At 61.7% G+C, this 22,393-nt stretch carries 29 protein-coding genes; 18 read left to right on the top strand and 11 right to left on the bottom strand.

Annotated elements, in window-relative coordinates:
- Window positions 1-93: 93 nt before the first annotated feature.
- Complete coding sequence (locus RG540_RS13510) at window positions 94-621, bottom strand: chemotaxis protein CheD (RefSeq protein ID WP_038588762.1); 528 nt, start codon at window positions 619-621, stop codon at window positions 94-96.
- A gap of 248 nt (window positions 622-869) precedes the next feature.
- Here RG540_RS13510 and RG540_RS13505 point away from each other — a divergent pair, with 248 nt between their 5' ends.
- Entirely contained in the window at window positions 870-1,232 is a 363-nt protein-coding gene (locus RG540_RS13505; protein WP_038588759.1) for a hypothetical protein, read from the top strand.
- A 79-nt stretch (window positions 1,233-1,311) separates the two neighbouring features.
- Here RG540_RS13505 and mnmD read toward each other — a convergent pair whose 3' ends face one another.
- The gene (mnmD, locus tag RG540_RS13500) at window positions 1,312-2,034 is read right to left on the bottom strand and encodes a tRNA (5-methylaminomethyl-2-thiouridine)(34)-methyltransferase MnmD (protein WP_038588756.1); all 723 of its coding nucleotides are present in this window, start codon (window positions 2,032-2,034) and stop codon (window positions 1,312-1,314) included.
- Between mnmD and RG540_RS13495 the strand changes: the two genes are divergently transcribed.
- The 15 genes from RG540_RS13495 to RG540_RS13425 all read left to right on the top strand — a co-directional run bounded on the left by RG540_RS13495 (window position 2,033) and on the right by RG540_RS13425 (window position 11,338).
- A complete protein-coding gene (locus RG540_RS13495) occupies window positions 2,033-3,223 on the top strand; it encodes an NAD(P)/FAD-dependent oxidoreductase (RefSeq protein ID WP_038588753.1) in 1,191 nt (396 codons plus the stop codon). The genes mnmD and RG540_RS13495 overlap by 2 nt on opposite strands.
- A 124-nt stretch (window positions 3,224-3,347) precedes the next feature.
- Window positions 3,348-4,055, top strand: coding sequence for a DUF1045 domain-containing protein (locus RG540_RS13490; RefSeq protein WP_038588750.1), 708 nt, complete (start codon window positions 3,348-3,350; stop codon window positions 4,053-4,055).
- A 76-nt stretch (window positions 4,056-4,131) separates the two neighbouring features.
- Entirely contained in the window at window positions 4,132-4,989 is an 858-nt protein-coding gene (locus RG540_RS13485) for an AraC family transcriptional regulator (RefSeq protein ID WP_038588747.1), read from the top strand.
- 106 nt (window positions 4,990-5,095) lie between these two features.
- Complete coding sequence (locus tag RG540_RS13480) at window positions 5,096-5,764, top strand: AzlC family ABC transporter permease (RefSeq protein ID WP_046600994.1); 669 nt, start codon at window positions 5,096-5,098, stop codon at window positions 5,762-5,764.
- Window positions 5,761-6,063, top strand: coding sequence for an AzlD family protein (locus RG540_RS13475; RefSeq protein ID WP_038588741.1), 303 nt, complete (start codon window positions 5,761-5,763; stop codon window positions 6,061-6,063). The genes RG540_RS13480 and RG540_RS13475 overlap by 4 nt, the downstream gene beginning before the upstream one ends.
- 72 nt (window positions 6,064-6,135) lie before the next feature.
- Entirely contained in the window at window positions 6,136-7,062 is a 927-nt protein-coding gene (puuE, locus tag RG540_RS13470) for an allantoinase PuuE (protein ID WP_038588738.1), read from the top strand.
- Window positions 7,059-7,556: a 2-oxo-4-hydroxy-4-carboxy-5-ureidoimidazoline decarboxylase gene (uraD, locus tag RG540_RS13465; protein ID WP_038588735.1), complete on the top strand. Its 498-nt coding sequence runs from the start codon at window positions 7,059-7,061 to the stop codon at window positions 7,554-7,556. The genes puuE and uraD overlap by 4 nt, the downstream gene beginning before the upstream one ends.
- Before the next feature lie 68 nt (window positions 7,557-7,624).
- Entirely contained in the window at window positions 7,625-7,915 is a 291-nt protein-coding gene (locus tag RG540_RS13460) for a nucleotidyltransferase family protein (protein WP_038588732.1), read from the top strand.
- A complete protein-coding gene (locus RG540_RS13455) occupies window positions 7,912-8,274 on the top strand; it encodes a HepT-like ribonuclease domain-containing protein (RefSeq protein WP_038588729.1) in 363 nt (120 codons plus the stop codon). The genes RG540_RS13460 and RG540_RS13455 overlap by 4 nt, the downstream gene beginning before the upstream one ends.
- Before the next feature lie 14 nt (window positions 8,275-8,288).
- Window positions 8,289-8,789 (top strand): ureidoglycolate lyase, encoded by a 501-nt coding sequence (locus RG540_RS13450; protein ID WP_038593765.1) that lies wholly within the window; start codon window positions 8,289-8,291, stop codon window positions 8,787-8,789.
- On the top strand, window positions 8,786-9,142 hold the full coding sequence (gene uraH / locus RG540_RS13445; protein WP_038588728.1) for a hydroxyisourate hydrolase: 357 nt from the start codon (window positions 8,786-8,788) through the stop codon (window positions 9,140-9,142). Before RG540_RS13450 ends, uraH begins: the two co-directional genes overlap by 4 nt.
- A complete protein-coding gene (locus RG540_RS13440; protein ID WP_038588726.1) occupies window positions 9,142-9,891 on the top strand; it encodes a metallophosphoesterase family protein in 750 nt (249 codons plus the stop codon). Before uraH ends, RG540_RS13440 begins: the two co-directional genes overlap by 1 nt.
- Window positions 9,892-9,951: 60 nt before the next feature.
- Window positions 9,952-10,239, top strand: coding sequence for a type II toxin-antitoxin system Phd/YefM family antitoxin (locus RG540_RS13435; RefSeq protein WP_038588724.1), 288 nt, complete (start codon window positions 9,952-9,954; stop codon window positions 10,237-10,239).
- Window positions 10,239-10,523, top strand: coding sequence for a Txe/YoeB family addiction module toxin (locus tag RG540_RS13430; protein WP_038588722.1), 285 nt, complete (start codon window positions 10,239-10,241; stop codon window positions 10,521-10,523). Before RG540_RS13435 ends, RG540_RS13430 begins: the two co-directional genes overlap by 1 nt.
- A 71-nt stretch (window positions 10,524-10,594) precedes the next feature.
- Entirely contained in the window at window positions 10,595-11,338 is a 744-nt protein-coding gene (locus tag RG540_RS13425; RefSeq protein ID WP_038588719.1) for a hypothetical protein, read from the top strand.
- Between the two features lie 257 nt (window positions 11,339-11,595).
- Here RG540_RS13425 and RG540_RS13420 read toward each other — a convergent pair whose 3' ends face one another.
- Both RG540_RS13420 and RG540_RS13415 read right to left on the bottom strand, forming a co-directional pair.
- Complete coding sequence (locus tag RG540_RS13420) at window positions 11,596-12,939, bottom strand: GAF domain-containing protein (RefSeq protein ID WP_046600964.1); 1,344 nt, start codon at window positions 12,937-12,939, stop codon at window positions 11,596-11,598.
- Window positions 12,936-13,406: a pyridoxamine 5'-phosphate oxidase family protein gene (locus tag RG540_RS13415; protein WP_038588716.1), complete on the bottom strand. Its 471-nt coding sequence runs from the start codon at window positions 13,404-13,406 to the stop codon at window positions 12,936-12,938. Before RG540_RS13415 ends, RG540_RS13420 begins: the two co-directional genes overlap by 4 nt.
- A gap of 135 nt (window positions 13,407-13,541) precedes the next feature.
- Between RG540_RS13415 and RG540_RS13410 the strand changes: the two genes are divergently transcribed.
- A complete protein-coding gene (locus RG540_RS13410) occupies window positions 13,542-14,756 on the top strand; it encodes a flavin-containing monooxygenase (RefSeq protein ID WP_244446564.1) in 1,215 nt (404 codons plus the stop codon).
- A gap of 404 nt (window positions 14,757-15,160) precedes the next feature.
- Here RG540_RS13410 and RG540_RS13405 read toward each other — a convergent pair whose 3' ends face one another.
- Window positions 15,161-16,072: a hypothetical protein gene (locus RG540_RS13405; protein ID WP_162182805.1), complete on the bottom strand. Its 912-nt coding sequence runs from the start codon at window positions 16,070-16,072 to the stop codon at window positions 15,161-15,163.
- On the opposite strand from RG540_RS13405, the gene RG540_RS33600 reads away from it, so the two are divergent.
- Window positions 16,046-16,717 (top strand): M41 family metallopeptidase, encoded by a 672-nt coding sequence (locus tag RG540_RS33600; protein WP_080724937.1) that lies wholly within the window; start codon window positions 16,046-16,048, stop codon window positions 16,715-16,717. The two genes, RG540_RS13405 and RG540_RS33600, sit on opposite strands and share 27 nt — an antisense overlap.
- Window positions 16,718-16,756: 39 nt before the next feature.
- On the opposite strand, the gene RG540_RS13395 is transcribed toward RG540_RS33600, so the two are convergent.
- The 6 genes from RG540_RS13395 to RG540_RS13370 form a co-directional block, all read right to left on the bottom strand.
- Window positions 16,757-17,767 (bottom strand): aldo/keto reductase, encoded by a 1,011-nt coding sequence (locus RG540_RS13395; protein WP_038588707.1) that lies wholly within the window; start codon window positions 17,765-17,767, stop codon window positions 16,757-16,759.
- Window positions 17,768-17,812: 45 nt separating this feature from the next.
- Window positions 17,813-18,532: a dihydrofolate reductase family protein gene (locus tag RG540_RS13390; RefSeq protein ID WP_051909402.1), complete on the bottom strand. Its 720-nt coding sequence runs from the start codon at window positions 18,530-18,532 to the stop codon at window positions 17,813-17,815.
- 67 nt (window positions 18,533-18,599) lie between these two features.
- Complete coding sequence (locus RG540_RS13385; RefSeq protein ID WP_038588704.1) at window positions 18,600-19,856, bottom strand: MFS transporter; 1,257 nt, start codon at window positions 19,854-19,856, stop codon at window positions 18,600-18,602.
- An 88-nt stretch (window positions 19,857-19,944) separates the two neighbouring features.
- A complete protein-coding gene (locus RG540_RS13380; protein WP_038588701.1) occupies window positions 19,945-20,154 on the bottom strand; it encodes a 2TM domain-containing protein in 210 nt (69 codons plus the stop codon).
- A gap of 214 nt (window positions 20,155-20,368) precedes the next feature.
- A complete protein-coding gene (locus RG540_RS13375) occupies window positions 20,369-21,127 on the bottom strand; it encodes an alpha/beta fold hydrolase (RefSeq protein WP_038588698.1) in 759 nt (252 codons plus the stop codon).
- 115 nt (window positions 21,128-21,242) lie between these two features.
- Window positions 21,243-22,358, bottom strand: a complete 1,116-nt coding sequence (locus RG540_RS13370) for an SMP-30/gluconolactonase/LRE family protein (protein ID WP_051909399.1) — start codon at window positions 22,356-22,358, stop codon at window positions 21,243-21,245.
- Between the last annotated feature and the right edge of the window lie 35 nt (window positions 22,359-22,393).

Below are 22,393 nucleotides of genomic sequence, written 5' to 3'. Positions count from 1 at the left end.
TCTCGACGCTCTCACTCGCGACCATGTCGGCCAATATCCGTGCTCCGAAGAACTGGGAGCACTGCTGGCGCGGCGTTAGGACGTAGCGGGCAATCAGTATCGCGTTGCCCTGGCGGTTGCGCCGGCGATGCGGGGAATTGACGTGTCGGGCATCGTGACGGCGGTTATCCGCATCTGCACGCTGCCTGTCGTCGGGTGAAACGCGACCCAGCGCGCCAGATCGTCGCCGAGACTGGAATCGACAAGCTTGATGCCTTCCGCCTGAAGGAAACGCCTGGCGAACGCGGCGTTCAGCAATCCGGGATCGTAGCCGCTGCATTTGTGCGTGCGGCCGCCGAACAGCTTGGCCCGAAGGTTCCGGCGTTCCGCGCCGAGACTGCACAGGTCGTCGACAAGCGCACGCATGGCCAGATCGCCGTAGCGTTCCGGGTGCTGGGTGATTTCCAGTCCGCCGCTCGTAGGCAGGATGAAATGGTTCATCCCACCGATGTTGGTGGTGCTGTCGTAGATGCAGGCCGAGACGCAGGACCCGAGAACGGTCATCAGCACGGTATCGGGATCGGCCGACACCGCATATTGGCCGCCAATGACATGGATATGGTGGGAGCCCGCGAAGTTCATCTGATGCCCTGATCCCGTGTATGTTGAGATTAGTTTCACGCAAAAGTATGAAAGCGGGACGCGCGCCGGAAGGACCAACAATGAGTGGCGAGAAATATGGTCTTATACGTTTTTCGTAATTTCGGCAGGGTGCGAGCGACCGGTTTTCCGTTCAGGGACCGTTAAGCTCGGCACCTGCATTGTCCGGCAATACCCGAGCCCTTTTTGCCGCTTTCAGGCGCAGCTCGGTGGAAACGGAGACGCTTGTGATGAAGAAGATGATTGTCTCGGCGCTGATTCTGGCCGCTACCTGCACCAGCGTCGTGTTGCCGGCCGGTGAAGCATCGGCCCAACAGTGGGACAGACACTACGACCGATACGATCGATATGATCGATACGATCGCCGTGACCCGCCGCGCAGGCATCATAACAACGATGGCGCGCTGATTGCCGGAGGTTTGGCCGCGGGCGTCATCGGCGGCCTGATCGGCGGGGCTCTCGCCAATGACAGCGGGCCGCGTTACATCGATCCGCCACCGCCGCCTCGGCCGCGTTGCTGGTTCGAGGACCGCCGCGTCCGTAACGCCTATGACGGCGGATGGCACATGGAAAGCCTGCGTGTCTGCCAGTAGGTGCCCGTGCGATGTGATGGATGGCAGCCGGTCTCAGGGCCGGCTGTTTTACGTTGGGCGGTCTTGGGGCGATCTTTGATCAGGGCGCCGGTTTGATGCCGCACAACATCTCGCGTTTGCCCGCAAATCCCGGCCGCCGTTCGACGGTAAAACCGGCCGCCTGCAGATTTCGCCGTACGAAGCCGGCTGCCGCATAAGTGCCGAACGTGCCGCCGGGTAAGGTCTTGTCGTAGATCGCCTGCATGATTTCCGGCGACCACATGTCCGGATTGCGCGACGGCGCAAAGCCGTCGAGGAACCACGCGTCGAAATCCGCGCTGGCCGCGGAAACGCTTTCGAGCGCCGGGCCGCAGACGACCGTCAGACATGTCTGGGCGTCAGCGTCGATCACGACATGCCCGGCGGGCTCGTCCGGCCATGCCTCGACCAGTGCCCGCCGTTCCGCTTCGATCTCCGGCCAGCGGGCGAGCGCCCGGTCGATTTCGTCGGGCCGCATCGGGTAGAGTTCGAAGGAGGTGAAATGCAGCCTGGCGCCATCGGGGCGAAAGAGCTTCCATTGCCGCCAGGTCTCGCAGAAGTTCAGGCCCGTGCCGAACCCGAGTTCGCCGATCCGGAAAGTCCGGTGCCTTTCCCAGCGCTCCGGCAGGCCGTTGCCGGCCAGAAACGTGTGACCACACTCCAGCCGGCCGTCGGTGCGGCAATAAAAGTGATCGCCAAACTTTTGCGAATAGGGCATATCGCCGTCATGCCAGTCTAGGGGCTGGCTTTCGGTCACACGAATTTCAGGATCACGGTCGCTCATGGGACATGCGGATAATCCTGCCGGCTTCGGCGGTCAATCTCATGACCTTCCCGCATCCGCCGATCTCGTCATCCTGGGCGGCGGCATCATGGGCCTCTGGGCGGCGGTCAAGGCCGAGCGACTCGGTATCCGCACCCTGCTTGTCGATGCCGGCTCGTTGGGAAAGGGGGCAAGCGGCGGGCTCTTGGGCGCCCTGATGCCGTATATGCCCGACAAGTGGGACGACAAGAAGCAGTTCCAGTTCGACGCGCTTCTGTCGCTGGAAGACGAAATCGCTGAACTCGAAGCCGAGACCGGCATGGCCTGTGGCTACCGCCGCTCCGGCCGGCTGATCCCGCTGCCGAAGCCGCATTTGCGGAAGATCGCGCTCGGGCACTCGGCCGATGCGGAAGCCTGCTGGCGGCGCGGCGACCGTCGTTTCCATTGGCATGTGCTTGACCGCCCGCCGCAAAAGGGATGGCCGGATGCCTCCTTCGCAGCTGCCGGACTGGTGCATGACACGTTTGCCGCCCGGGTTTCGCCGCGGGGTCTCGTATCGGCTCTCGCGGCCTTCCTGCGCTCGGCCGGCAATGTCCGAATCGTCGAAGGCCTGGAGGCGGAAACGATAGATCCAGCCGCTAGTAGGATTATATTCCGTAGCGGCGAAAGTGTTGCCTTCGGCCACTGCATCGTCTCGGCCGGCCACCGGTCCTTTTCTCTGCTTCAGGACGTCACACCGCCGCTGAAACATCCGATCGGCCAGCCGGTCAAGGGGCAGGCGGCGCTGCTCAAGGCCGATATCGATCCATCCCTGCCGGTGATCTTCCTGAACGGCCTCTATCTGGTCGCCCATGAGGGCGGTCACATGGCGGTCGGCAGCACCAGCGAGGATGTGTTCGAAGACCCGTCCTCGACCGACAGGCAGCTCGACGACCTCGTCTTGCGCGCCCGGTCGCTCGTGCCGGCCCTGGCGCAGGCCCTCGTCGTCGAGCGCTGGGCGGGATTGCGGCCGAAGGCGATCGGCCGCGATCCGATGGTCGGCCTGCATCCCGATCACGCCCGAGTGATCGCCCTCACAGGTGGTTTCAAGGTGAGTTTCGGTATCGCGCACAGGTTGGCGGATGCGGCGCTGAATGCCGTGAATAGCCGGGAAATGCGGCTTCCGGCGTCATTTACACTCGCCAGTCACCTTGCCGTCGCCTCGCGTTAAACGCGAGTTTTCGGTCCTCCGCGTCGTTATTCTGTCACGCAAATCACTTAACCCCCACGGCAGGGATTGTTGAGCAATGCGTAAAACACGGGGTTGCTGAAAAAGGACGTTCAGAAGGTGACGCATGCGCTATGCCATTCATTTCACGCCTCCGGCGCATGATCCGCTGACGGTCGCTGCAGCCCAGTGGCTCGGCCGCAATGCCTTTTCAGGCGAAGCGACGGAGCCGCCGGCAATCCGTGGCATCGGCATTCACGACATTGCCTTCAACACCGCGCTGCCACGCCGCTACGGTTTCCACGCGACGCTGAAGGCGCCGTTCCGATTGGCACCCGACGTGACCGAGCCGATGCTGCTGCGCCATCTGATGCGGTTTGCGGGCACCCACAGCCCGTTCGAACTGCCGAAGCTCGAAGTCGTCCGGCTCGGCAATTTCTTCGGCCTTGCGCCGGTCGTTCCTTGCGATACCGTCCGATTCCTCGCTGCTTCCGTGGTTCAGGAGTTCGACAATTTCCGCACGCCGTTGTCGGAAGCCGAGCTGGAGCGCAGCGATTCGGGCGATCTCTCGGCGCCGCAATTCGCCAACCTGCATCGCTGGGGCCATCCCTACGTGATGGACGAGTTCCGTTTTCACATGACCCTGACCGGCCCGCTGTCGCTGGTCGAGATGCCGCGTTTCGACCTGGCGCTGCGCGATTATTTCGAACCCTATCTGAAAAGGCCGGTCGAGATCGCCAATCTGGCGCTGTTCATCGAGGAGGAGCCCGGCGCGCCTTTCCTCGTGCATTCGCTGCACCCGATGGGTCGCGTAGCAGCGCGCAAGATTGCCTGACATTCAAGTGCCTCGCGGCGCCTCCGGCGTCACTTTTGTTCAAGAGCGGCGGCGGCCGATCTGCTATATTCCCCCCATGAAGAATATCTCGCAGGAACAGGCCACCGACCACATGCCGCTGATGCCGGCAGAGGTGACCCGTTTCTGGCGCGACGATCGCTTTGGCGGCATGGAATGCCTGCGCGCGACGTTTCTCACCCACGAATTCGCGCCGCATGCGCATGATACGTTCAGTATAGGTGCGATCGAGCAGGGCATGCAGGTCTGCACCATCAAGGGCAGCCGTGAAAGCGCCGGGCCGGGTGGGCTCTACCTGATCAATCCGGGCGAGACACACGACGGTGCGCCGCGGGGCGGCGGTTATCGCTACCGGATGATCTATCCGGATGTGGCATTGCTCCGCGAGATCCTCGAAGACGTCACCGGCAAACCCTTCCAGGGCACGCCCGCCTTCGGCATCCAACTCCTCCACGACCAGGCGCTCGCCGACGCTTTCCACGAGGCGCACCGGACGCTGGAAGAAGGCTCCGGCGCGCTCGAAACCAGCCAGGCGATGTTCCTGGTGCTCGACGCGATGTTCCGCCGTCACGGCAGTTCGATCATCGTGCCGGCCGATACGACGGAACGCACCGCCGTGCGCCGGGCCCGCGACTACCTCACTGAGAATTTTGCCTCCGATGTCGGGCTGGAGGAACTTGCGACCGTCGCGGGTCTCAGCCGCGCTCACCTCATCCGCGCATTCCGCAAGGAATTCCACATCACCCCGCATTCCTTCCTCACCGACATCCGCATCCGGGCGGCCCGCAAGCGGTTGAGGGAAGGCGGCCAGCCGGCCGAGATCGCGCTCGAATGCGGCTTTGCCGACCAGGCGCATTTCACCCGCCACTTCAAGGCCCGCACCGGGCTGACGCCGGGACAGTATCGGGCTCGCTGATCACTTTCGTTCAAGACGGCTATCCGCTTGATCTTTAAGACCTCCGCTTCCATCGGAGGTTTTTGACGTGAATGGCAATGCAAGGTTTCAAGACTTCCTCGGCGGAATGCGGGCGATCTCGCCGCTGATCGCCGCCGTCATCCCGATCGGCCTCGTTTTCGGGGCGGTGGCGGCGACTAAAGGCCTGTCGCCGGTCGAGGCGGGGCTGATGAGCGCGCTCGTCTTTGCTGGCGGCTCGCAATTCGTGGCGATGGATATCTGGACCCATCCGGCCTCCTGGACCGGTGTCGGTTTTGCGGCGCTGTTGGTCAATATCCGCCACGTGCTGATGAGCGCCTCGCTCGGCACGAGGATGGACAATTTCAACCCGCCGGCGCGCTATCTCTCGATGCTGTTCCTCGCCGACGAGATCTGGGCGATGGCCGAGTTCCGGGCCAAGGTGGCGCGGCTGACGCCCGCCTGGTTCGCCGGCCTCGCCATGCCCTTCTATCTCACCTGGGTGCTCTCGGGGCTGGCCGGGGCAGCCCTCGGCGCCTTTCTCGGCGATCCGGTGGTGCTCGGGCTCGACTTCGCCTTCTCGGCCGTCTTCATCGTGCTGGTGATGGGCTTCTGGAAAGGACCTGAGACCGGGGCCGTGCTGCTGGCGAGTGGCGGGGCCGCCGTCGCCACCCAGCATTTCGTGCCGGGCGTCTGGTATATCGCTGCCGGTGCCATCGCCGGCCTTGCCGCCGCACTGGTGACCGGCAAGTCCAGGGATATCGAGGTGACGCCATGACTGTCGATCTCGCCACGCTCATTGCCATCCTCGCCATGGCGGCCGCCACTGTGCTCACCCGCTTGAGCGGCCTCGTGCTCATCCGCCATGTCTCGCTCGAAGGTGGCCGCCGCAAGGCTATCGAATCGATCCCACCGGCAGTTCTGATGGCTGTCGTCGCACCGACCGCGTTTGCCACCGGGATTGCCGAAACCTTGGCTTGCGCCGTGACTGCTTTTGCGGCACTCCGGCTGCCGATGCTCGTTTCCGTGGCACTTGGCGTTGCCTCAGTCGCGATCCTTCGGGTGCTCGGACTCTGAGACGACGTTTCCATCTCGACATGGCCGGAACGGGTGCGCTACCGTCCCGGAAGAATTCGTCGAAGGTGATCCATGCAGGCAAAAGACTATCCGCGCGAACTCGTCGGCTACGGCCGCTCCACTCCCGATCCGAAATGGCCCGGCGGCGCTCACGTCGCCGTGCAGTTCGTGATCAATTACGAGGAGGGCGGCGAGAGCTCGATCATGGACGGCGATCCGGCCTCGGAAAACCTGCTGTCGGAGATCGTCGGTGCCGCGCCCTGGCCGGGCCAGCGCAACCTCAACATGGAGTCGATCTACGAATACGGCTCGCGCGCCGGCTTCTGGCGGCTCTTCCGGATGTTCACCGAGCTCAACGTACAGACCACCGTCTATGGCGTGACGCTCGCCATGGCCCGCAACCCGGAAGCCGTCGCCGCCATGAAGGAAGCCGGCTGGGAAATCGCCAGCCACGGCTATCGCTGGCTGGAATACAAGGATTTCCCGGAGGCGAAGGAGCGAGAACACATTCTCGAAGCCGTGCGCCTGCATACCGAACTCGTCGGCGAGCGGCCCTACGGCATGTACCAGGGCAAGCCTTCCGACAATACGCTGAAACTGGTCATGGAGGAGGGCGGTTTCCTCTATTCCTCCGATAGCTACGCGGACGACCTGCCTTACTGGGTCAAGGGTCTCGACCAGAAGCCCTTCCTGATCATCCCCTATACGCTGGAGACCAACGACATGCGGTTTGCAACGCCGCAAGGCTTCAACACGGGCGACCAGTTCTTCACCTACCTCAAGGATGCCTTCGACGTGCTTTACCAGGAGGGCAGGGAAGGCGCGCCGAAGATGATGTCGGTCGGCCTCCACTGCCGTCTTGTCGGTCGGCCGGGACGCGCCGCCGCGTTGAAGCGTTTCATCGAATATGTGCTCAGCCACGACAAGGTCTGGATCCCACAGCGCATCGAGATCGCCAGACACTGGCGCGAGCATCACAAGCCGGCGGCCGCGCTATGAGCGCGCGCGGGGATTTCATCGCGATGTTCGGCGGCGTGTTCGAGCACTCGCCGTTCATTGCCGAGCGTGCCTATGATTCCGGGCTGATGCTGGTGCCGCTGACGTCCAAGAGCGTGCATGACGCGCTGACCTCAATCTTCCGCAAGGCAAGCCGCGAGGAACGTCTCGGCGTCCTGCGCGCCCATCCGGATCTTGCGGGCAAGCTGGCGATAGCCGGCGAGCTGACCGAGGACAGCAAAAAGGAACAGGCCGGCGCCGGGCTCGACCGGTTGAGCGCCGCCGAACACGCCCGCTTCACAGAGTTCAACACCGCCTATACGCAAAAATTCGGCTTCCCTTTCATCATCGCGGTCAAGGGCCTCACCAAGGACGATATTCTGGCCGCCTTCGAGAAGCGCATCGACAATTCTGCGGACGAGGAGTTCGACACCGCCACCGCCCAGGTGGAAAAGATCGCGCTCCTGCGTCTGCAATCGCTGCTTCCGGGGCATTGAGGTCCCGGACGCTGCTTTCCTCAATCCTCTCCGTCGCTTATATTGGCGATACTAGGAGTGACGCCGCCATGAGACCGTCGGAAGTGCTGGAGAAGAACCGGGATATCATACGCGAGATCGTTGCCCGCCGGCAGGTCTCCAATCCTCGCGTCTATGGCTCAGTGCTGCGCGGCGAAGACCGGTCCGACAGCGATCTCGATATCCTAGTCGATCCGTCGCCGACCACGTCGCTGTTCACGCTCGGCGGACTTCAGGGAGATCTCGAAGAAGCGTTGGGCGTCCCGGTGGATGTCAAGGTTCCGGGAGATTTTCCGCCCAAGATCCGCGAACGCATCGTCGCGGAAGCGTTGGCGATATGAGTGCAGAGCGTCTCGAAGCCTATCTCGATCGGATGGTCGTCACTGGAAACAAGGCCGTCAGATATGTCTCTGGCCTGGATCGCGAGGCCTTCCGGCTTGATGAAATCAAGCAGGATGCGGTGATCGCCAACATCATGGCGATCGGCGAATGCGCGACCAAGCTCATGGAGCGTTTTCCGGATTTCGTCGTCGAGCATCCGGAGATCCCGTGGAAAGACATTCGCGACATGCGCAACCGTATTGCGCATCAATATTTTCACCTGGATATCGATACGGTCTGGCTGACCGTGGACCGGATGATCCCCGAGCTTCTGTCCCAGCTCGATTCCCTGCGCAACTGGCGTGCCCAGGGCGAATGATGAAGGCGAATGACGTGACCGAATATCTTGAAATCCTCCCCCTCACAAAGGAAGCCTTCGCATCTTTCGGCGATGTCATCGAGGCCGATCCGGCGAGCATGCGGCTGATCAATGGCGGCACGACCGAACGCTATCACGCGCTCGCCGAGCCCGTCGTGATCGGCGAGCCGGAGCGGCTGATCTTCAGCATCTTCCGCAGCAAGCCGCGGCAGTTCCCTTACGCGATCACCATGATGGAGCGACATCCTTTCGCCAGCCAGAGCTTTTCGCCGATCTCCGGCCAGCCGTTCCTGATCGCTGTTTCGGATGACGAAGGCGGACGGCCGGGCAAACCGCAGGTTTTCCTCGTGCAGCCGCATCAGGGCGTCAATTATTTCCCCAATTCATGGCATCATCCGTTGATGGCGATCGGCGTCGTCAGTGATTTCCTGGTGGTGGACAGGGACAGTACCTCTGCGAACTACGAGGAAGCGTTCTTCGATACCCCCTATCTCATCGCGGAGCCCAGCCTGTGACCGGACTCACCACCCATGTGCTCGACACCGCCAGCGGTAAACCGGCCGAGGGGTTGTCGATCGACCTCTACCGGCTGAGCGGCGAGACACGCGAAAAACTCAAGACGGTCGTCACCAATAGCGACGGCCGCGTCGACGGCGGGCCGATCCTGATCGGCGAGACCTTTCTTGTCGGCGAATACGAGCTGGTCTTCCACGCCGGAGACTATCTTCGCGCCCGCGGCGTGGCGCTCACGGAACCGGCTTTTCTCGACGTGATCCCGATCCGTTTCGGCATTTCCGACACGACGGCCCATTATCACGTGCCGCTGCTGCTTTCGCCCTACGGCTATTCCACCTATCGGGGGAGTTGATGCGCTTTGCCGCAATCGCCGATATTCATGGGAATTGCGCAGCGCTCGAAGCGGTACTTGCCGATATCCATGCGCAAGGCATCACCGACATCGTCAATCTCGGCGATTGCCTGAGCGGACCCCTCGAAGCCGGGCGCACCGCGGACCTGCTGCTACTTCTCGATACGATGGCGACGCTGACGGTGCGCGGCAATCACGATCGCTACCTGATCGAAAATCCGGCGGATGCGATGCCTTCCTGGGAAGTGCACGCCTTTTCGCAATTGGCGCCGCGCCACCTGCAATGGCTGCGCAAGCTGCCGTTCAGCACCGTCTATCGGGACGAGGCCTACCTCTGCCACGCGACGCCGCAGTCGGACAACGTTTACTGGCTCGAGCAGGTATCGAGCGAAGGCCATGTCTTTCTGAAGCCGCTGGAGGAGATCGAGGCGCTGGCTGACGGCATCGAGCAACCGCTGATCCTTTGCGGCCACAGCCATATTCCGCGGGCGGTGCAACTGTCCGACGGCCGGTTGATCGTCAATCCCGGCAGCGTCGGCTGCCCGGCCTATGACGATGACACGCCGCATTTCCACAAGGTGGAAACGGGCCACACCATGGCGTCCTACGCGATCCTGGAAAAGACCTCCGCCGGCTGGATACCGCAATTCCGCAACGTGACCTACGACCATCTGGCGATGTCGCGCCTTGCCGCCGAAAACGGCCGCGCCGACTGGGCAGTGGCGCTGGCGACGGGCCGGGCGGGGTAGTCCAAATTGACTTCGATAGAGACTTGTACTATTTATTGTACAGGTAATGAGGAGCCGCCCATGCGCACCGTCATGTTTTCCCAAGCCCGCCAGGAGCTTGCTAGCCTCCTCGATGAAGTCTCGAACGACCGTGCTCCGATCGAGATCATGCGCCGTGATAAGCCATCGGCCATCTTGATTGACAAGGACGAATACGAGGGCATGCTGGAGACGCTGCATCTGATGTCGACGCCCGCCAATGCGACGCGGCTGATAGAGGCGATCGCCAACGTCAATGACGGCTCGAAGCTGATCGTGCACGACCTTATCGAACCTGAGGACTATATCCCCAACAAGAAGGCCGATTGATGCCTTCAGGGAAAGCCTACCTGCTCGTCTGGGAGCCGGAGGGCTGGCGCGAGTATATTTTCTGGCAGGAGACCGACCCCAAAATGGTCGTCCGGATCAACGAGTTGATCAGGGACACATTGCGGCACCCGTTCGAGGGCATCGGTAAGCCTGAGCCATTGCGCAATCAGCTCAAAGGGCAGTGGTCGCGCCGAATAACCCAGGAACACCGGCTCGTCTACCGCGTGGAGAACGGCAATGATCAGCCGCGGCTGATCATCCTCCAATGCCGTTTCCACTACTGAATCGCTCCTCCTGAAACCTTTCGGCAATCCTTCCCCACGATACTTTCTCCGATTCGACAGGAGAGATCGTCATGGCTCAAACGCGCGGCAAATCCGGTTCTCGGCGCAGAAGCGCGCCCAAGCGGTCGTCAGGCTCCGGCTCGACGCTCTGGCCTTGGCTCGGAGCGCTGGCGGTGGTGGCCGGCGGCATCGCGCTTTACGAGAATTCCGCGGCAACGAGGCGTTTTGTTGCCGGCCTGACTTCGGGAAAACCGGCCCAGGTCGCGGCAAAACCGGTGCCGGCAAAATCCGTCGAGGCAAGTTCCGGCCCGTCGCACCGACCGGTCACGTCAAAGCCTGCGGTCGCTCCTGACCAGAGTCACACCGCCGCGATCATCCCGCCGGCGCCGATCGGCAAGCCGATTCTCGAGGAGATCCAGAAGGCTGCCGAGGCGCCGAAGAGCAACGAGAACCTTGCCGGCGCCTATGAGGCGAAATTCTATCTGTGCGGATCGGCCAAGCAAGACGACTGCGTAACCGCCGCCGATCGTTTCGTATTCCATGGCCAGAAGATCCGGCTGGTTGGCATCGAGGTGCCCGACATCAAGAAGCCGCGCTGCGAGGCGGAGCGAATCAAGGCGAGCGACGCGGAGCTGCGGGTGCGGGCCTTCCTCGATTCCGGTCCGTTCGAACTTGTCACCTGGCAGGGCAACGAGGACGAGGTCGAAGGCCATAAGCTGCGCGAAGTCACCCGCAATGGCCGCTCGCTCGCCGACGTCCTCGTCAACGAGGGCCTGGCCAAGCGGCCGGGCGTCGGCAAGGGCGGCTGGTGCTGAGATAGCAGCTCCTACCGCCCTCGGCCTTTAGGACGCGCGCGGTGATGAGTCATTGTTTCTGAAAAAATGTTTTTATTTCAATAGGTGAAATCACGAATTCCCTTCTGTAGACTCCTTATGCCCCCGTTAGGTCAGTCGCGATTTCGCATTCTCAACTTTCAATGAGCAAGAAAAAGCCCCGGCAGGGGCTGCCGGGGCTCACTTTTGACGATGATTTCGCGGGGCCCTACAAGTCGACTTCCTATCCTCCAAGCCCTTCATAGGACGTCCTTGCTGAACCGTAGCTGGCCTTCCACGAAAAGGCCTATCCGGCCACGGCCAAGGCGGGTCAGCCGGATCGGCAGCCGCTTTTCGTCCAGCCGGCGGCGGAGCAGCAACAGCCGCGTTTCCAGATTGTCCTTGAAGTCGGGCAGTTTCAGCGCAGCGTCGAGCCGAATTTCGCGGTTGGTGAATTCCAGACGGCCGCTTTGCTGGTGCTGTTCCAGCATCGAGGCGAGCAGCCTGCCTGCGACCCCCTTGATGACGTAATCGCCATTGATGAAAACGCTGTCATCGAAGCGATGGTGGACAACTTGCACTGTCTTTTCAGACGTCGAAGGTTGGGCCGGGACCGTCCGTTGCGGTTCGGTTTCAAGTGAAAGCTTTTCGCTCAGGGCCAATGCCATGGCTGCCTGCCTGGCAATCATCGAAAGAGCCGCCTCGTCGTCACTGGTGAAGGCGATGCGGTCGCGGCTCTCGAGGAAGAGGACGCCGCGCACCGAGCCCGCGGCGACGAGCGGCACGGCGATCTGGCTCATCGCCTCCGGCATGCCGGGGAGCGGGATTGCCCGCGTGCGGTTTTCGTCGGCGGAGGAGTCGCGCACTGCCGCGCCGAAACGGCGGATGCGGCTCATGTCGCTTAGCTTGACGAGATGCCCACCGGCGGCAGCCGCGCCGATCACACCTTCATCGACGGGAATTTCGGAGCCGATGCCGGACGGGACGTAGCCCATGCTGCCGATGGTGATGAGCTGGTTGCGCTCTTCATAGAGCTGCAGCAACAAACTGTGCTCGAAGCCAAACTCGGTGCGCAACCCTTCCAACATGGCATCGATGATGCCGTCCGCGTCCGTTTCCGCAGCGATCGCTTCGGCAATCCTTGCGGCTCCAGCCAAACGGTTCCGTTTCGGCATTTGGGGTTCGGCGGTCTGGACCTGGGAGGGGATCGGCTCGATGCTCACGACGCGGAAGACGTCGAGGTTGCGCAGCTTCATGATGCCCGCCATGCCGACCTGGGCACTGCTTGCGTCGATCTGCAGCGCGATGTGCTCGAACAGCGGTCCCGCCTCCAGGGTGTGGGCGAAGACCAGTTCCAGCCGGTATTGTGCAGAATTGCGTGCATCCACCAGAAGCAGCATCGCATGCGGGTTCAGGCGGATGTTGGCGGCGGTCTTGGCGAAGAACTGGTTGGAGAGTGCCACATGCCGATCGTCGACCACGGCGACATGCGAGAGATAGGAAATGTTCGGCAGACCGTCGGCGTCCGCCGTCGAAATGATCGAAGGGATCACGCCTTCGAAACAGGCTTCGAGATCGGCCAGGGTCAGCTTGATCGGCGTCATGGGGTCGTGCTCCAGACACGTTCGCCGGCGCGCGAGCCGGGCGTCTGGACGAAGACAGAGGCGACGCGCATCGTGATCAGCATCGGGTCGCGGTTGGAAAGTACCGGCATGATCAGTTCCGGCAGCAGCCCAAGTCTCATCTGCGTCGAAACGATCGAGACGATGTATTGGGATGAGCGCTCCACCTCGTGCGGTTCGGCGGGCCGAATGGTGGCCTGTCCCTTCAGTTGATAGGAGACGTAGTCCGAAGGCCGGGCGAACGTGACGGCAATTTTTCCGTTTTCGCGCAGATTGGCAACGGTCTCGGGCCATTGCCAGGCTGAGGTCACGAGGTCGATGGTATCACTTCCGGCGGACATCCATGCGCCCACGGCTCGGCCGATCTCCGGTCGGCGGGCGGCGTTCGAACTGCCGATGATCTGCATCACCGGGCTTTCTATGAAGCCTGCGATTTCGTCCCCGAACATCGAACGTCCCCCTTGGACAGGTTCATAGCGCAGTTAGGCAGGTTTTAGGATTCCCCCCGCGCGACTTAATGAGCTTTTAGGAAACGACGTTCGCGGAACTGGCTAAAGCGCTCCCATCGAACAAGGAGCAAGCCGATGTCCACCAAGAACCATGTCAAAATGCCTGAAAACACCGTCGCCGTGATTGGCGCCGGTCCCGCCGGCCTCGCCGCCGCGCGCTTCCTCATCGCCCGGGGGCTGGTGCCCGTGATCTTCGAGGCCTCGTGCCGCCTCGGTGGCCAATGGAATTCCGCCTCGGCCGCCAGCGCAATCTGGCCTGGCATGCGCACCAATACCAGCCGCGTGATGACTGCCTTTTCAGATCTCGAACACGCCTCCGAAAGCGCCGCCTATCTGCGGCAGGAGGAGATGCTCGATTATCTCGAACGTTACGCCTTCACCTTTGGCTTGCTGCCACATCTGAGACTGAAGACGCGGGTCGAGCGGCTGGAGCGGGCCGGCAATGGCTGGCTGATCCGTTCGACCGAAGACGGCGAGGAACGTTCCGAGGTCTTCCAGCGGGTTGTCGTTGCGACTGGGCGGCAGAACGTGCCCGACCTGCCGGCAGTACCAGGCCTCGATGGTTTCGCCGGAACTCTCGGCGCCGCCCACACCGCCCAGTATAACGGCCCGGAGCGCTATCGTGGGCGTAGGGTGCTTGTCGCCGGCTGCTCGATCAGTGCGTTGGAGATCGCCTCCGACATCGCGCTCGGCGGTGCGGTCCAGGTGATCTCCGCCAACCGCCGGCAGCGCTATATCCTGCCGAAAATCATCGCCGGGGTGCCGACGGATCACGTGATGTTCAATCGGGCCGCCGTGCTGATGGAAAGCGTGTTGCCGCCGGACATGCTGGCCGAAGGGCTGACAATGAAGGTCCTCAAGGTGGCCGGTTCCCCGGACCAGTTCGGCGCGCGGAGGCCGGAGGGCAATGCCTTTGTGGCGGGCATCTCGCAGTCGCAGGGTTTTCTGCCGGCGGTGGCGGAGGGGCGCATCGCTGTGAAGCCCTGGATCGAGCGAATCGACGGTCACACCGTCTGGTTCCGCGACGGGACGAGCGCCAATGTGGACGCCATCCTGTTCGGCACCGGTTACCGCCTGTCGATGCCCTGGCTTTCGGAGGATATCGTCCGGACGATCCGGCTTGACGGCTATCCGCCAGCTCCTCAAACTCCTCCCGGTTCAGACGGCGGCTTGAACACTTCAACCATTGATTCACCTTCTTCAACAAGAAGGGCCACCGACTTCATCTCCACGCCTGAGTTTCGCAGATCACTCGAGGTACTCACGACAGAGGCTCCGGCGTTTCACTGATAGAACAAGGCGGAGAGGTGTCGTCCTGGCTTCCGAGACAGTTGTTCCCCGATCGGGTTGAAGATCGTCTGTACGCGGGTGGAACTCCAGAGCTGCTTCGTACCACGCTCTGGAAATCATGGGTTTTGAACTCAGTGACTCTTTTTAGGGGGCGATATGCCCCCTAACGTTGGGAAAAGTGACTCATCACCGCAGGCTGCTCAGTGAGCAGACCACTGAGAAAAGTCACGGTTTCGAAAATTGTTGTTTCGAAACAATGGTGCTTTTCCAGACATACCCGCTGATTTGGCACGATAGCGCTCTCAGATCCGACACGGTTTTTAAGCACGTCCAGCGAAAGTCGCCTAAAAAAGCCCCGGCACTTGGTGCCGGGGCTTCGAATGTTCTGGATGTCGAGGACAGACTTAACAATTTCTGCCGCGGTAGGCTTCTACGTCAGATCGTCGATAGAAGGTTGCGATCCTGCGTTCCCGGCAAGCCCAGACCGGGAGGATAGATGCCCTGGTCAGACCCGTCCGCAGTTTACTCGGCTGCATCCAGCCCCTGGCAAGTTCGGCCAAACTCGCATGTTCGCGGAAGAACGCGTCGAACGATTCCTGGGTGACGGTATCGTGGGCTCGGCGGTTAACTCTGCCCTCCGAATGGCCGATTTTGAAGAAACCGGATTCGAAGAATGCCATCGCCGTCGCGCGATCGAGACCAAGCGTCCGCGCGAATTCATGCCGTTTCAGGCCGGGAGATTCGGGAGCGAATTCCGCCTTCACCTCGCGTAGGCTAACGAGCAGTCTCGCGAACCCGATCTTCGTGGGATCCTTGGAGAGGTAGCGCTTCGCGATTCCTCCGTTGACCATTCCCACGATGATGTCCGAGATCCGACAGCCGGCTCGCTTGAAAGCGTAGTCGAGGGAGACGATGTCATCATTTTCGTCCTGCTCTTCCAGATCGAGCATGAGATCGTCCAGCAATTTGTTGACTGCATTCTCCGAGAATTTCGCCTTCATGTCCTTCTCCGTGCCGTAGATCGGAGTCAGGACTCCCATGCGGATGATCTGCTGTCCTGTCGGCATGCTGACGCCAAGCCTGTCCACGATCGTCTTGATATCAATGCTGCTCCGATAAGCGGCCACAGCGTCATCGATGTCGGCAACCTTGGCTATGCCGGAGCCGAACTGGCACAGCTCGCGCGCGATGCGCGACGGAATGCCAGAAAACGACGTAGCACTGTCACGCTCGACGACATAAAGGCGATCCTGCCGAGGCCGGTGCCTATCGAGGGTGAGATCCGGTGGATGGCTTGTGTACATGAAGCGGGACATGCTGTCGTTGGAATGTCGCTCGGGATTGGGAGGCCTGATCTGGTGACCGTGCAGCGGTTCCACAGTCACAGGAGCGGGAACACGGCATTCGTCTCATGGATTCGCAATGTCCGCCTTCAGAGGAGCCGGGAATCATATCTCAACGAGATCTCGATGCTTCTGGGCGGACGCGCGGCCGAAGAGGTGATCCTTGGGACCATGCACGATGGATCAGGCGGTGTGATGGGTTCGGATTTGCAGCGAGCCACGGACCTAGCGACATACATGTTGGCGGCGCTTGGAATGGGCGATGGCCTTTCATACAGCAACGCATCGGACTCAAGGGAACTTGAGAAGCTGCGTACGTCGAATGCGATCCTTCACCGGCGGGTCCCCGAACCTGCTGCGCTCGAAAGCACGCGCCACGGCAAAAAACACGACGACGAACCCAATTCCGAGCCAGAACCATTCATTGGACAAGGTAAGGCTGACGGGTGCCGGCGGTGCGCCTACGATATATGGTGCGAACCACTTGACGTGAGCCTGGACAGATGTGGCCTGGATTGCCTGCCAGATGGCGAGACCTGTCACCAGGGAAAAGCGGCCTCGAGATCTATGCCGTGCGGCAAACATGTTCTGTCCTTCGATCGGCAGTGCCATGACTAGAGTGACGGAACGGCTCTCCACCCGGCCGGCGAGATCGGTTCAATTCGTTTCAGGAACGGGAGCATCGGGATTGACGAGACCGGCGTGGCGCAGGTCACGCCAGAAGGCCACCGGCACCATTTCGGCATAGGCAGCGCTGTCCTCCGCGATCCGCTCCGGTCGGCTGGCCCCCGGAATGACGCCGGCCACGGCCGGGTTCGCGAGAGCGAAATGCAGGCCGGCGGCCTTCATGCTGACTCCGTGGCGGTCCGCGATCGCCCTGATCTTTGCCACCTTGTCCAGGATCTGCGGCGTAGCAGGTGAATATTCGAAGTTCGGGCCGCCGACGAGCGCGCCGGAACTGTAGGGACCGCCGACGATGATCCCGAGGCCCCGTTCCGCGACCACAGGCATGACGCGTTGTAGCGCGCGGTCGTGATCCAGCAGGGAGTAGCGGCCCGCGAGAAGAAAGCCGTCCGGACGTGGTTCCTTGAGGCCGAGCAGCAATTCGATCGGCTCCACCCGGTTGACGCCCAGGCCCCAGGCCTTGATGACACCTTCGTCCCGCAAGCGATCCAGCACCCGAAAGGCGCCGAGACGTGCGCTTTCAAAAATGCCCAGCCATTCGTCGCCATGGAAATCCTGCGCAACGTCGTGCACCCAGACGATCTCGATCCGGTCGGTTTTCAATCGTTCGAGACTACCTTCGATGGAGCGCATCGTCGCGTCGGCCGAATAGTCGTTAACGACCTTGTTGCGACGGCCGTATTTGAAGACTCCGTTTTCTCCGAAGCCACTGTCGCTGACGTCCTCGATTTCGTCGAGAACCAGCCGGCCGACCTTGGTGCTGATCACATATTCGTCGCGCGGCTTGTTCGCGAGCGCCTCGCCCATGCGGATTTCGGCGAGGCCCGCCCCATAGAAAGGGGCATTGTCGAAATACCTGATCCCGTCGTTCCAGGCCGCTTCCACAGTCTCGAATGCCTCTTCCTCCGGGATCGCGCGGAACATGTTGCCAAGGGGTGCAGTGCCGAACCCCAGCCGACCGGGGAGAATATCCTTGAGTGTCATTTGTTGCCATCCTTTCGATGTTGAGAGCCGCGCCGTGCGGTCAGGCTATGAAGCGGGTGGGGCGACTGCCCGCCCGCCGGGGGCATGGTCTGCAGACATGACCTGATAACGCACATGCAATAGTCCACCTCTGAGGATGTTCACCGAGATCAGCTCAAGGGGACGCGCACCGGCGATATTGTGGTCGAAGGTGGTCGGCACGCCCGGCTTGCCATCGGCGATTGGCAGGATCAGAAGACTGACTTCGTCGATCAGATCTCGCCTTAGAAAGGCGCCATTGATCGCGCCCCCGCCTTCGAGCAGGATCGTTTCGATGCCAAATTCGGTGCGCAGGATGTGGAGTGCGCGATGAAGGTCGAGCTCCGTATCGCCGGCGAAAATATAGGAGATGCCATCCCTGTGCAGTTCCGCAATGTAATCGTCGGATACATTCGTTGTCAGGACCGCTATCAGCGCATCCCCGTTTACCCGCTCACGGTTGAGATGCAGGCAGCCCGACCTGTCGAGATAGACGGCATAGGGGGCCATCCCTGCCGCGGCCGCTTTCCAGGTTTGGCGTGGATAAATCCTGTCGGCGAGCATCGGGCGCATTTCGCCAAGTGCGAATTCCGCCATCGTAACGCGGCCGACAAGCCACGCATCGCTGCGCAGGTCGCGGTGCAGCATCTCGTAGGCGTCGTGGCAATCCGCCGACACCGGCCAGCCCACCGTATTGATCCGGCCATCGATGCTGGACATCATGTGCAATGTAACCCTGGGTCTCATGGTCACTCCCATATTCGCAGGCGACAAGCGCCCGCGATCGCGCTCTTGCACCGGCCGATCACCGTCATCATCCCCCGGACCGGCGATGATCTGCGGACATCGCAACGATGAACAGGACCAGTCCCGCCGAGGTCAGGAGGAAACCAGCCCAGACAGTCCACAGAAGGCCCAGCCCCGCACCGATCGTAAGGCCACCCGCCCATGCGCCAAGCGCATTGGCAACGTTGAGTGAAGCCAGGTTCATAGCACCCATCAGCGTTGTGGATTCCGGGGCCAGAGCTGTCAATCTCACCTGGATGGTGGGGATGGCCACCATCATCGTCGCCCCGACCCCGAACATCGCCGGAAAAAACACCCAAGGGTTGGCGCCCCACAGGGCCAGCAGAACAAGCACCAGGAGGGTACACCCGTAGCCGGCAGTGATGCCGAGCCTCGGATACCGGTCGGCAAGCCGACCACCATAGAGATTGCCAACAGTCATTCCGACGCCGAAGACAGCCAAGGCCGGCGGTATCATCTCCGGCCGGAGTAGCACGAGATCGGTCACGAACGGCGCGATGAAGGTATAGACGGCGAAGATGCTGGAAATTCCAAGCGCGGCGACCACCATCATCAACCAGACACGCCCCTTGCGCAAACCGCTCAGCTCATGAGCGATCGAGGCGCCATCGAGCGCGGATGTGCGGGGAACGAAAAGCCAAAGCGAGATGAATGACACCAGGCCGAGGGTGGCGATGCACAGATAGGTCTCCCGCCAGCCGACGCTTTGGCCCAGGAACGTGGCCAGCGGCGACCCTATGATAGTGGCGATGGTCAGCCCGGTCATGACGATCGCAAACGCCTGGCCGGAGCGGCCCGGACCCACGACATATGACGCCACCACGGCGCCGGCACCGAAATAGGCGCCTTGCGGCAATCCGCTGATAAACCGTGCCGCGACGAAAAACGCCAGGCTGTCGGCAAGCGCGGACAATATATTGCCTGCAACGAATACGCCGATGAGAAGAAGAAGGAGTGTGCGCCGGTTCAACCTTGCGGCGGCTATCGTCAGGATCGGAGCGCCCATCACCACGCCGATCGCATAGGCGGTTATCGCATGCGTCGCCGTCGCAAGATCGACCCCGAGGCTCCCCGCGAAAAGCTGGATGATGCCCATGCTGGCAAATTCGGTGGTGCCGATGCAGAACGTTCCCAAGGCCAGCGCCAGTAAGGTCAGCCTGCCCGTTCTTGATCGAGGCACGGAACCACCGTCAGGATGAAACGTCTCGTCGGTCGTGGCCTTGGTAGCAGCCGGGACGATTCCGGCATCGTTTGAAACGGTCATGTTTCATCTCCTGTATCTGGGAAACCGGTCACCGGCCGAGATGGACGCGGCATGTCTTCTCCGGCGACCTGCCTGCCGTCGGTGCGCGTCAGGGAATTTCGCGCTTGCCCGCGGTCTGATAGCGAACGGACAGCCAGTGCGCGAGAAGCCCGATCCCCCAGCCCAGCAGCACCCAGAGAACCCAGTAGGGCGCCCCGGTGAACAGGTTGATGACGACAAGCACAATGATGCTCGGAACGAAGGCGATTGCATGGATGCGAAGCCCAAGCTGCTTTTCGGCCTGACTGGCGTTTTTCATGATATTCTCCACGTCACATTGAGTTGACGTCATGGTTGGGGCGGTGCTTTCTTCTCCGGTAGCCTATTGGGTTGAGTGGAAGTGCTCTTTGCCAATGTTGCTTTTTGTTTGAAAGCGATTGCGCTTTTGGGGCATGGATTGCGGCGGCAACCCGAGTGCCAGTCAGTGGGGCGTGTGGCCCACTGACTGGGATTGTCGGATCGCCGGTGGCCGTTCACCGCGTCCCTTCAACCGCCGCGAGAATGGCATCCGCCACGGCCTGCGGCTGCGACAGCATCGGCACGTGACTTGAGGCGACATGGACCGTCGTCGCCTTCATCGTCTGGGCAAAGGCCTGCTGAAGGCCTGCCGGGATGATCTGGTCGTTGTCGGAAATGACGGACCAGCTCGGCTTCTGGGTAAAGGCTGCGGATGTCACCTTACCGTCGAATGCAACGGCAGACAGCGGCGCCTGGGTGGCGGCCAGCAATGCCGCCGCAGCGGGTGAGATATCGGGAGCGAAGTAGCGTGCCATTCCTTCCGCGGACCATGTGAGAAATCCGGTCGCATCGGCATGGATTTCCTTCTGCCATGCCGGCGGCTCCGGCGCCTGGCGTACGATCGCGTTAATGGACTGGCCCTTTGACGGTGCGAAAGCCGCCACATAGACCAGCGCCCGAACCTTGTTGCTGTTGCCGGCTTCGGTGATCACGGCGCCACCATAGGAATGTCCGACGAGGATGACGTCCCCTGGCTGGTCGACGATCACGCGGCGGGTCGCGGCAACATCAGCCTCGAACGAAGACAAAGGATTGTGGACAGCCACGACGTTGATCCCCTTCGCCTGCAGGAGCGGCACCACCTGCGCCCAACTCGATCCATTGGCCCAGGCCCCGTGCACGAGGACGACGGAGGGGACGCCGGCGGCATATGCCGATGAGGCGATGCTTGCCGTCCCAATGGCAGCGGCAGCTATGACAGTCTTCATGGACATGGAACTCTCCTTTGAGGGTTGATGACCACCGCGGCTGCGGCGGGCTTGCTAAGATCAATGGCCAGGATCGGCGGGCCGCGCCTCCGCTCGACCTTCCGCCCGGAAAACCAGGCAATCAGCGCGGCACCCACCCGATCGCCGGCGCGGACAGGCTGTGGATATAGAGACGATCGGCAGTCTCGGTGGCGCCGGTCGTTCCTGGATAGGTGCCATCGGGATCCTGAAGGTCCCGAACAACGTTGCCCTTTTCGTCTATGGCAAAAACATGTCCGTAAGGCTTGCCGGTCGGCAGGAAGGATCGAGGCAGGCGCAGTAATATCTTGCGAAAGAACGGCCTCTGGGCGAGTGAATCCGCCGCCGGATTGCGCGGCCTGAAAAGGCCCACCCATATGCGCCCATCGCGTCCCCGCAGCAGATTGTCCGGATAGCCTGGCAAGTTATCGAGCAATATGCGAGCTTGCGGCGAGCCACTCTGGACATCTATGTCATTCGCCCGTGCATCGATCGTCCAGATCCGATATCGGCCCGTTTCGTTGACGAACAGGTTCAGACCGTCCGACGAAAGGGCGATGCCATTGGCGAACGACAGTCCGTGGGCAACGATCCTTGCCTGCCGGCTCGCCGGATCGAACGCCAGAACCCGGCCGGTTGCGGATTGTTCGATAATATCGAGCACGCTCGCTTCGTACGTCCCGCCCCAGTCGGCGGGAGCAAAGCGCGTTGAGGATTCGGTGAAGTAGATGGTGCCGTCCGGTCCCGTAGCGACGGAATTGGCATAGACAATCGGATCATTCGTACTGACGCGGTCTGTCAGCAGGCTCACGCCTCCCTCGGAGTCGATAGCAAGAAGTCCCTTCATCGCATCGGCGACGACCATCCGGCCTCCAGCATCGAAGGCGAACCCGAGAACCCGCCCGCCTGTATTGGCGAAAACTTCCTGCTTTGCGCCGTCAAGATTCATGCGTACCAGGTTGCCGCTTGTCATGGCTGCGTAGAGCTTGCCGTCAGGCCCAATTGCCATGTGCTCTGGGCCATGCTCGGTGCCGATGTCGATTCTGCGCAAGCCGGACAGGAGGTGGTTCGGTGCGTGCGCGCCGACGTAGCCGGGCGGAACCTGGGCCACCCATGACACGGGCTCCACCGGCACTGGCCAGAAACAGAAATAGGCGACCGCTGCCACAAAGAAGCCTGCTGCGGGTCCGGCGACTCTTCGAACAACAGGCGCCTTCATATCATGCTCCCGGATTTGAGCCGATCACGTCAAAA

Origin of the sequence: Neorhizobium galegae bv. orientalis str. HAMBI 540, from assembly GCF_000731315.1 — a bacterium.
GTDB classification, from domain to species: domain Bacteria; phylum Pseudomonadota; class Alphaproteobacteria; order Rhizobiales; family Rhizobiaceae; genus Neorhizobium; species Neorhizobium galegae.
Note: the sequence above shows the minus strand (reverse complement) of the source record. Positions and strands in the feature narration are given on the sequence as shown.